The sequence below is a fragment of the Sphingomonas sp. genome (genome assembly GCF_051962185.1).
Lineage (GTDB): Bacteria > Pseudomonadota > Alphaproteobacteria > Sphingomonadales > Sphingomonadaceae > Sphingomonas.
The window spans coordinates 1-7,871 of record NZ_JBQCCN010000151.1 but is presented as its reverse complement, the minus strand read 5'-3'; the positions used below and the strand labels follow the sequence as shown (position 1 = coordinate 7,871).

10 protein-coding genes are annotated in these 7,871 nt (G+C 66.5%); 3 read left to right on the top strand and 7 right to left on the bottom strand.

Translation table 11 applies throughout. The features are described 5' to 3' along the window. Nucleotides 1-883: formate--tetrahydrofolate ligase (locus tag ACTHJR_RS09490; RefSeq protein WP_440522907.1), on the top strand; the 883-nt coding region annotated here is incomplete at its 5' end. A gap of 55 nt (nucleotides 884-938) precedes the next feature. Here ACTHJR_RS09490 and ACTHJR_RS09485 read toward each other — a convergent pair. The 4 genes from ACTHJR_RS09485 to recR form a co-directional block, all read right to left on the bottom strand. After that, nucleotides 939-1,229, bottom strand: a complete 291-nt coding sequence (locus ACTHJR_RS09485) for a GIY-YIG nuclease family protein (protein WP_440522906.1) — start codon at nucleotides 1,227-1,229, stop codon at nucleotides 939-941. Nucleotides 1,230-1,304: 75 nt separating this feature from the next. Continuing rightward, complete coding sequence (locus ACTHJR_RS09480) at nucleotides 1,305-1,658, bottom strand: GFA family protein (RefSeq protein WP_440522905.1); 354 nt, start codon at nucleotides 1,656-1,658, stop codon at nucleotides 1,305-1,307. Continuing rightward, entirely contained in the window at nucleotides 1,655-2,179 is a 525-nt protein-coding gene (def, locus tag ACTHJR_RS09475; protein ID WP_440522904.1) for a peptide deformylase, read from the bottom strand. The genes ACTHJR_RS09480 and def overlap by 4 nt, the downstream gene beginning before the upstream one ends. A gap of 236 nt (nucleotides 2,180-2,415) precedes the next feature. Beyond that, the gene (recR, locus tag ACTHJR_RS09470) at nucleotides 2,416-3,012 is read right to left on the bottom strand and encodes a recombination mediator RecR (RefSeq protein ID WP_440522903.1); all 597 of its coding nucleotides are present in this window, start codon (nucleotides 3,010-3,012) and stop codon (nucleotides 2,416-2,418) included. Nucleotides 3,013-3,068: 56 nt separating this feature from the next. Here recR and fmt point away from each other — a divergent pair, with 56 nt between their 5' ends. Next, nucleotides 3,069-3,977, top strand: coding sequence for a methionyl-tRNA formyltransferase (gene fmt / locus ACTHJR_RS09465; RefSeq protein ID WP_440522902.1), 909 nt, complete (start codon nucleotides 3,069-3,071; stop codon nucleotides 3,975-3,977). Then, nucleotides 3,974-4,714, top strand: coding sequence for a tRNA pseudouridine(38-40) synthase TruA (gene truA / locus ACTHJR_RS09460; protein WP_440522901.1), 741 nt, complete (start codon nucleotides 3,974-3,976; stop codon nucleotides 4,712-4,714). The genes fmt and truA overlap by 4 nt, the downstream gene beginning before the upstream one ends. Before the next feature lie 20 nt (nucleotides 4,715-4,734). On the opposite strand, the gene ACTHJR_RS09455 is transcribed toward truA, so the two are convergent. Genes ACTHJR_RS09455 through ACTHJR_RS09445 form a run of 3 tightly spaced genes read right to left on the bottom strand, consistent with a single transcriptional unit; the run spans nucleotide 4,735 to nucleotide 7,771 of the window. After that, nucleotides 4,735-5,919 carry a class I SAM-dependent RNA methyltransferase gene (locus tag ACTHJR_RS09455; protein WP_440522900.1) on the bottom strand — a complete coding sequence of 395 codons (1,185 nt, stop codon included), beginning with the start codon at nucleotides 5,917-5,919 and terminating at the stop codon, nucleotides 4,735-4,737. Beyond that, nucleotides 5,916-7,349, bottom strand: coding sequence for an NAD(P)H-hydrate epimerase (locus tag ACTHJR_RS09450; RefSeq protein ID WP_440522899.1), 1,434 nt, complete (start codon nucleotides 7,347-7,349; stop codon nucleotides 5,916-5,918). Before ACTHJR_RS09450 ends, ACTHJR_RS09455 begins: the two co-directional genes overlap by 4 nt. After that, nucleotides 7,346-7,771, bottom strand: coding sequence for a hypothetical protein (locus ACTHJR_RS09445; protein WP_440522898.1), 426 nt, complete (start codon nucleotides 7,769-7,771; stop codon nucleotides 7,346-7,348). The genes ACTHJR_RS09450 and ACTHJR_RS09445 overlap by 4 nt, the downstream gene beginning before the upstream one ends. Between the last annotated feature and the right edge of the window lie 100 nt (nucleotides 7,772-7,871).

Here is a 7,871-nt window from a genome sequence, read left to right as displayed (position 1 = left end):
CCCCGCGCTGATCCATGGCGGCCCGTTCGCCAATATCGCGCATGGCTGCAATTCGGTCATCGCGACCAACACCGCGCTCGGCCTTGCCGATTATGTCGTGACCGAGGCCGGCTTCGGCGCCGATCTGGGCGCGGAGAAATTCTTCGACATCAAATGCCGCCAGGCCGACCTCAAGCCCGCGGCGGCGGTGGTTGTCGCGACGATCCGCGCGCTCAAGATGAACGGCGGGATCGCCAAGGCCGATCTCGGTATGCCCGATCCCGAGGCGGTGCGGCGCGGCGGGCTCAACCTCGCGCGGCATCTCGAGAACGTGCGCCAGTTCGGCGTACCCGTGGTCGTCGCGATCAATCGCTTCGACAGCGATACCGAGGAAGAGATGCGCGTCGTCCGCGAGATCGCGGCGGCCAATGGCTGCGAGGCGATCGTCTGCACGCACTGGGCCGACGGCGGCGCTGGGGCGGAAGCGCTGGCGCATCACGTCGCGGCGCTGGCCGATGGCGGCGGAGCGCAATTCGCCCCGCTCTACGATGACGCCATGCCGCTATTCGACAAGATCAACACCGTCGCCACTCGCCTCTACCGCGCCGAGCACGCCACCGCCGAGCCGAGCGTGCTGGCGCAACTGAAGCGCTGGGAAGACGCTGGCTACGGCCATTTGCCGGTGTGCATGGCCAAGACCCAGTACAGCTTCTCGACCGACCCCGCCGCACTGGGGGCGCCGGTCGGGCATATCGTCCCGGTGCGCGAAGTCCGCCTGGCCGCCGGCGCGGGATTCGTGGTGGCGATCTGCGGCGAGATCATGACCATGCCCGGCCTGCCGCGCCTGCCGGCGGCCGAGGGGATCAGGATCGGCAAGTCGGGCGAGATCCAGGGGCTGTTCTGATCCGGCCCGTCTCTCCAAATCCCGTCGCCCCAGCGAAAGCTGGGGCCTCAAGCGATTAAGCGATCTGGTCGAACAAGTCTTTCCACCTCGGATTGACTGCTTCGATCAACTCGATCTTCCAAGCGCGCTTCCACGCCTTCAGCGACTTCTCGCGCGTGATCGCGAAATCGATCTCGTCGTGCCATTCGGCCAGGACCAAGGTCTTGATGCCATAGCGCCGGCAGAACGCCGAGCCCACGTCGCGGCGATGCTGATCGACTCGCTCAGCGAGATACGCCGTGACACCGATGTAGAGCATGCCTCTCGGCTTGCTCGCCATGATGTACGTCCAGCCGCCTTTCGCCATGACGAGAAGTTAGCCGGTGCTGCTTGAGATGCCAGCTTTCGCTGGCATGACGGGATGGCTTCAAATCGGGACGGGTTACGCCGGATAGACCCCATCAAACGGCACGACCGTCGCGGTCAGCCCGTGATCGTCGTCGAGGCATCGCCAGTTCACGCTGATCGCGTCGGGGTGCGAGCGCGGGCGGTAGAAGCTCTTGATCCCGCAATGCTGACAGAACAGGTGCCGCGCCCGCCCCGAGCCGAAGCGATAGAGCGTGACGTCGTTCTTCCCTTCGGTCTGACGAAAGCGCGCGCCGGGGACGATCAGGTGAAGATAGCCGGTCATCCGGCAGATCGAGCAATCGCAGTCGAGCAACTCGACCTCCGGCTTCTCGAGGCGCACCTCGAACCGGACATGGCCGCAATGGCAGCCGCCCTCGACGGTGATCAAGCCGCTTTCCGCGCCTTGGCCAGCTTCTTCATGATCATGTCGCGCTTGAGCCGCGAGATATGGTCGGTGAACAACACGCCATTGAGATGGTCGATCTCGTGCTGGATGCACGTCGCCATCAGGCCGTCCATCTCTTCCTCATGGGCCTTACCGTCGCCATCGAGCCATTTCACGCGGCAGCGCGCGGGACGCTGGACCTCGGCATATTGGTCGGGGATCGACAGGCAACCCTCGTTATAGGTCGCCAGATCGTCGCTGACCCACAGCAGTTCCGGGTTCACGAACGCGACCGGCTTGCGCACCGGATCGCCGCCCTCTTCCTCGGGCTCCTGCAGGTCGATCACCACGAGGCGCTGCTCGATCCCGACCTGGGTCGCGGCGAGGCCGATGCCGCGCGCGGCGTACATCGTCTCGAACATGTCGGCGAGCGTGGCGCGAACGCCGGCGTCGACATCGGCAACGGGAGCGGCAACGGCGCGGAGGCCGGGATCGGGCACTTCGAGGATCGCGAGAACGGTCATGGTGCGTGAGCTAGAAAGGCGCGGCTGGCACGTCAAGGATGCTTCAGTTTGATCGCACAAAGACACAAAGTCGCGAAGATGTTTCGCGCAAGCGGCGTCCGGCACGTAGAGCAGAGCTTGTTTCCGAGATCGTATCGGAGCCTCGCAACGCGAGGCTCAATAAACGTCTGCGCAGCCCGCGCCCGCACAGGCAAAATTCTTCTTCTTTGCGTCTTCGTGTCTTTGTGCGAGCTAACTCAAGCCACTGGCCGCCGCGCTCGCATCGCCTGAGCGAGGGTTCCTTCGTCGAGATAATCGAGCTCGCCCCCGACCGGCAGGCCATGCGCGAGCTGGGTCAGCCGCACCGGAAACCGTTCGATCCGCTCGGCGATGTAATGCGCCGTGGTCTGTCCCTCGAGCGTCGCGTTCATCGCCAGCACGACCTCATCGATCCCGCCCGCCTCGACCCGCTGGATCAGCCGAGCGATCGCCAAATCCTCCGGCCGCACGCCGTCGAGCGCCGACAAGCGGCCACCCAGCACATGGTAGCGCCCCGGGAACAGCCGCGAACGCTCGAGCGCCCAGAGATCGGCGACTTCCTCGACCACGCATAGCGAGCGCTGGTCGCGGCGCGGGTCGGCGCAGACCGCGCACGGATCACTGGTGTCGACATTGCCGCAGGTCGAGCAGGTCGCGAGTTTCTGCTCGACCGCCTGCAACGCCGACAGCAACGGCCCCAGCGCTCCCTCGCGTTTCTTGAGCAGATGCAGCACCGCCCGCCGCGCCGAGCGTGGGCCGAGACCGGGGAGCCGCGCCAGCGCCTGCGTCAGCGCCTCGATTTCCTGCGATGCCATGACGGAACAAATAGGGGGTTGCGTGCCCCCCTGCCAAGGGGCGAAAGGCGTGGCCCATGCGGATCGTCTTCATGGGAACTCCCGATTTCGCCGTGCCGGTGCTCGATGCGCTGGTCGCGGCGAGGCACGACGTCGTGGCGGCATACAGCCAGCCGCCGCGGGCGGGCGGGCGTCGCGGCAAGGCGCTGACTCCCTCGCCCGTGCAGGCACGCGCCGAGGCGTTGGGGATCGAGGTGCGCACGCCGCTGTCGTTCCGCAAAGAACCGGCCGCGATCGAGGCGTTCGCGGCGCTGGAGGCCGATGTCGCCGTTGTGGCGGCTTACGGGCTGATCCTGCCGCAGGCGGTGCTCGATGCGCCGAAGCTCGGCTGCCTCAACGTCCATGGCTCGTTGCTGCCGAGGTGGCGCGGCGCGGCCCCGATCCAGCGCGCGATCCTGGCGGGCGATGCCGAAACGGGTGTCGGCATCATGCAGATGGAGGCCGGGCTCGACACAGGTCCCGTCCTGCTCGAGGAACGTACGCCAATAGACGGAAAGACTTCAGGAATTTTGTCATCAGAGCTAGCGGCAATGGGTGCGCGGCTAATGGTACGCGTGCTCGACGACGTCGCCGCCTTCCCGCCTCGCCCGCAACCCGCGGATGGCGTCACCTACGCCTCCAAGATCGACAAGAGCGAGGCGCGGATCGACTTCGCTCGCCCCGCGATCGAGATCGAACGCCAAATCCGCGCCTTCAATCCTGCGCCCGGCGCCTATTTCGAAGTCGCCGGCGAGCGCATCAAGGTGCTGAGCGCGGCCGTCGTCGACCTGTCCGGCGCGCCCGGCGAACTGCTCGACGGCCAACTCACCATCGCCTGCGGCGAAGGCGCGATCCGCCCGACGGCGGTGCAGCGTGCCGGGCGGGGTGTCATGACGTCAGACGAGCTTTTACGCGGCTTTTCCATCGACTTGGGGACGCGTCTGTGACGCGTTTCGCGCTCGTCGTGGAATATGACGGTCGTCCTTTCATGGGCTGGCAGCGCCAGGATCACGGCCCCAGCGTCCAGGCGGCGATCGAGCGCGCGGCCAAGGAGATCACGGGCGAGGACATCACTGCGCACGCCGCCGGCCGCACCGACGCAGGTGTCCACGCGCTCGGCATGCGGGCGCATCTCGACGTCACGCGGGCGATCACGCCGTTCCGGTTGATGGAAGCGCTCAACGCGCGGCTGCGGCCCGATCCGGTCGCGATCCTTGATTGCAATGTCGTCCCCGACAATTGGCATGCGCGCTTCTCGTGCCTCGCGCGGCATTACGAATATCGCATCGTCAGCCGCCGCTCGCCGCTCACCTGGGAAAAGGGACTGGCCTGGCGGGTGCCGCAGGAACTCGATGCCGCCGCGATGCACGAGACCGCGCAGCTACTGGTCGGCCGGCACGATTTCACCACGTTTCGCTCGGCGCATTGCCAATCGGACAGTCCGGTCAAGACGTTGGATCGTCTTGACGTCACGCGCGACGGCGATCGGATCAGCGTTTTCGCCTCGGCGCGGTCGTTCCTACACCATCAAGTACGGTCGATGGTCGGGTGCCTCGAATTGGTCGGTCGGGGCAAGTGGTCGAAAGGCGATCTCAAGACGGCGCTGGAGGCGGCGGATCGCACGGCTTTGGGGTTCAATGCGCCGTCGGACGGGCTGTACTTCCTGCGAGCCGATTACCCCTAAGGCCTTCCCCGGACCGACGCTCAACGACTGAACCGCGCCGCCAGCTCGACATGCGTCGACCAGCGGAATTGGCCCACCGGCTGCACCCAGTCGAGCCGGTAACCGCCTTCGCACAACATCATCGCATCCCGTGCAAAGCTGCTGGGATTACACGATACATAGCCGATGACCGGCGTTCGCGCCTGCGCCAGCGCGGCGGCCTGATCGCGGGCGCCCGCCCGCGGCGGATCGAGCACGACGGCATCGAACCTGCCCAATTCCTCGACCGTCAGCGGCCGTCGGTAGAGGTCGCGATGATCGGCGAACACCTGGCGCCCGGCGCGCGCCGCCGCTCCTTTGAGCGACATTATGGCGTCACGCCCCGCCTCCGCGGCATAGACCCGCGCCGGCACCAGCGAGAGCGCGAAGGTGCCGAGCCCGGCAAACAGGTCGGCGACCGTCCCCGCCTGCCCCACGGCCTCGCGCACCGCGCCGATCAGCGCCGCTTCGCCGTCGCGGGTCGCCTGGAGGAAACTGCCCGGCGGGAACGGCACGGGCACGCCACCGAGAGTGATCGTGACCGGCTCGGGTTCCCAGCGCGTTTCGGGTCCCATGCCGTCATCGGTCGCGAAGCGCGCGACGTTATGCTGCTGGCAAAAGGCGATGATCGCCTCTGCCGCCGCGAGGCCGTCGAAGCTCGCGCCGATCAGCACTTCCACTCCCTGATCGCATGACGTCATCTGGACGTCGGCGCGCCGCTTCAGCCCGAGCCGCGCGAGCAATTTGCGCAAGGGGGCAACTAGCGCGAACAATTCCGGCGCGAGGATATGACATTCCTGGATATCGACGATCGCGTGGCTGCTAGCCTCGGCGAACCCCAGCCGGATCCGCCCGCCCTTGGCCTCGGCATGGAGCGAAGCGCGCCGGCGTGTGTTGGGCGGCGACAGGATCGGCGCCCGGATATCCGTCTCGAGCTCGTGCGCGGCCAGCGCGCCGGCGATACGGTCGATGATGAAGCGCGCATAGCTGGCATCGTCGAGATGCTGGAGCTGGCACCCGCCGCATTCGGGGAAATGACGGCAAGGCGGCGTCTGATGATGCGGACCGGGCGTCAGCGTGCCGTCGGCGTGGAGCCGGTCCCCCGGCGCCGCCAACGCCGCATGACGCCCATCCGCCGTGACGCCGTCGCCACGCGCCGCGACGCGGATGATCGTGTCCGGGTTCATAGCGAGGCTCGCACCGCCGAGAGTTCTCGTGCCAGATCGTCAGCGACAAACGACCCCCTGAGCCTTTGCGCAGCCTCGTTGTGCAGCCAAACCGCGGCAGCCGCATCATCGCCATGCGCCACCGAACAAATTGCCGCAGCCATCGTACCGGCAAGGACATCGCCCGACCCCGCGGTCGATAGCCATTTGCTTCCAAGTCGCGTGAGGGTGGCCGATCCGTCGCGCCCGGCGATAACGGTGTCGGGTCCTTTGAATACCACCGTCGCATTCGCGCGTTCGGCTGCCGATCGTGCCGCATCGATCTTGCTGCCCGACCATTCGCCGAATGCCGCTGAAAACTCGCCGGCGTGCGGCGTAAGGAACACGCTGTCCGGCCAATCCCGTTTCGCGAAATTCTCGAAAACGGCGTCATCGAGCAAGTGCAAGGCATCGCCGTCGATCAACAAGCCCCGGCCGGTCTCGATCGCGGCGGCAAGCTTTCGGCGTGCGTCATCGTCCCGCCCGAGGCCGGGACCGATGACGATCGTCACATTTCCCTTGCCGGAGACCGCTTCGTTCAGCGCATCGGGGCTCCAGTCCCGACGCACGATCGCATCCGGAAGTCCCGTTGGCACCGCATCGTCGCCGAATAACATCACATAGCCGGCGCCGGCATGCGCGGCCGCTTTCGCCGCCAGATGCGCCGCGCCAGGCATTCGCCCGGCGATCACGACAACCAGTCCGCGCGAATATTTATGGCTGTCCTGGGCGGGAAGGAAGAATTCCGGTTTGGAGATCACGCAAGGGAGTCGACGCTCGACATCGATGTTACGCGGATTGACCCCGATGTCGATCAACCGAACCGCTCCGCAACATTCAGCGGATGGCATCAAAAGGTGCGCGGGTTTTAGTGCCCCGAGTGCCAAAGTCAGGTCGACTGGGCCAACATATCCGTCATCATGAAGCGCGCCGGTATCGGTATCGACGTTGCTGGGTAGGTCGACGGCGATGCTGAGCCGGGCGCCGTCGATGAGCCAGTTCAGCGTTTTGGCCGTCGGGTCGCCGAGCGCACGCGACATGCCGGTCCCAAATAATGCGTCGACCAACACCGGCGCGGGAGAAGCATCCTCGAACGGCTCCACTGGGCCGTTCCACCGGTCCCGAGCCTTGATCGCTGCCTCGCTTTTCGGCTCGGACAGCGCTGCAACGCGGACATGCGAGCCATTGTCACGCAGGACCCGCGCCGCGACATAGCCGTCGCCGCCGTTGTTGCCCGGCCCGCACAGCACGACCACGGGCGCGCCCATCGCCAGCCGCCGCACCGCCTCCGCCACGCCCGCGCCGGCGCGCTCCATCAGTTGTTCGACGCTGGACCCTGCCGCGATCGCCTTCTCCTCCGCCGCCCGCATCTGCGCGGCGGTAAGGATGGGCTGGCCTTCGATCGGTATCATTTCGCCGCTTTAGCGGCCTTCCCCTTGATCGTCGCGGGCAAACGGAAGCGGTCGCCGCCGATCGCGACTTCGATCTGGTCGTTCTCGACGATCGCCACCTTGGCCGCCTCGGCGCCATCGGCCGCGACTACCCCGCGCCCGTCCTTGACCACCAAAAGGCGGCGGAAGCCCCCATCCGGCTTGTGGATCGTCAGCACCAACCCTTCGGCCGATTGCGTGCGGTCGAGCGAGCATTGGCGCGCGAACGCCGCATTGCCGGCCGGCGCGCAGACGATGCGGCCGTCATCGTCGGCATCCGAACTTGCTTGCGCCAGCGCATTGTCGAATTCGCTGTTGCCGCTGCCGGCCGGCGCTTGGGAGCCGGCCGAGCAGGCGGCGAGGATCAGAGCAACGCCAACCGCGCTAGATATCCGCGTAGACATGGGTTTCGGCCGCCGCTCCAGGATGGGTCACGGCGCCCTTATAGGCAGGGCCGACATTCTGCGCATAGCGCCACAACGCGCCCGACCCATAATCGGACAC

Excerpts from the sequence above, each read along its gene's own strand:
- ACTHJR_RS09485 (WP_440522906.1), bottom strand. The coding sequence starts at position 1,229 with ATGGCGAAAGGCGGCTGGACGTACATCATGGCGAGCAAGCCGAGAGGC.
- def (WP_440522904.1), bottom strand. The coding sequence starts at position 2,179 with ATGACCGTTCTCGCGATCCTCGAAGTGCCCGATCCCGGCCTCCGCGCC.
- recR (WP_440522903.1), bottom strand. The coding sequence starts at position 3,012 with ATGGCATCGCAGGAAATCGAGGCGCTGACGCAGGCGCTGGCGCGGCTC.
- fmt (WP_440522902.1), top strand. The coding sequence starts at position 3,069 with ATGCGGATCGTCTTCATGGGAACTCCCGATTTCGCCGTGCCGGTGCTC.
- ACTHJR_RS09455 (WP_440522900.1), bottom strand. The coding sequence starts at position 5,919 with ATGAACCCGGACACGATCATCCGCGTCGCGGCGCGTGGCGACGGCGTC.
- ACTHJR_RS09450 (WP_440522899.1), bottom strand. The coding sequence starts at position 7,349 with ATGATACCGATCGAAGGCCAGCCCATCCTTACCGCCGCGCAGATGCGG.
- ACTHJR_RS09445 (WP_440522898.1), bottom strand. The coding sequence starts at position 7,771 with ATGTCTACGCGGATATCTAGCGCGGTTGGCGTTGCTCTGATCCTCGCC.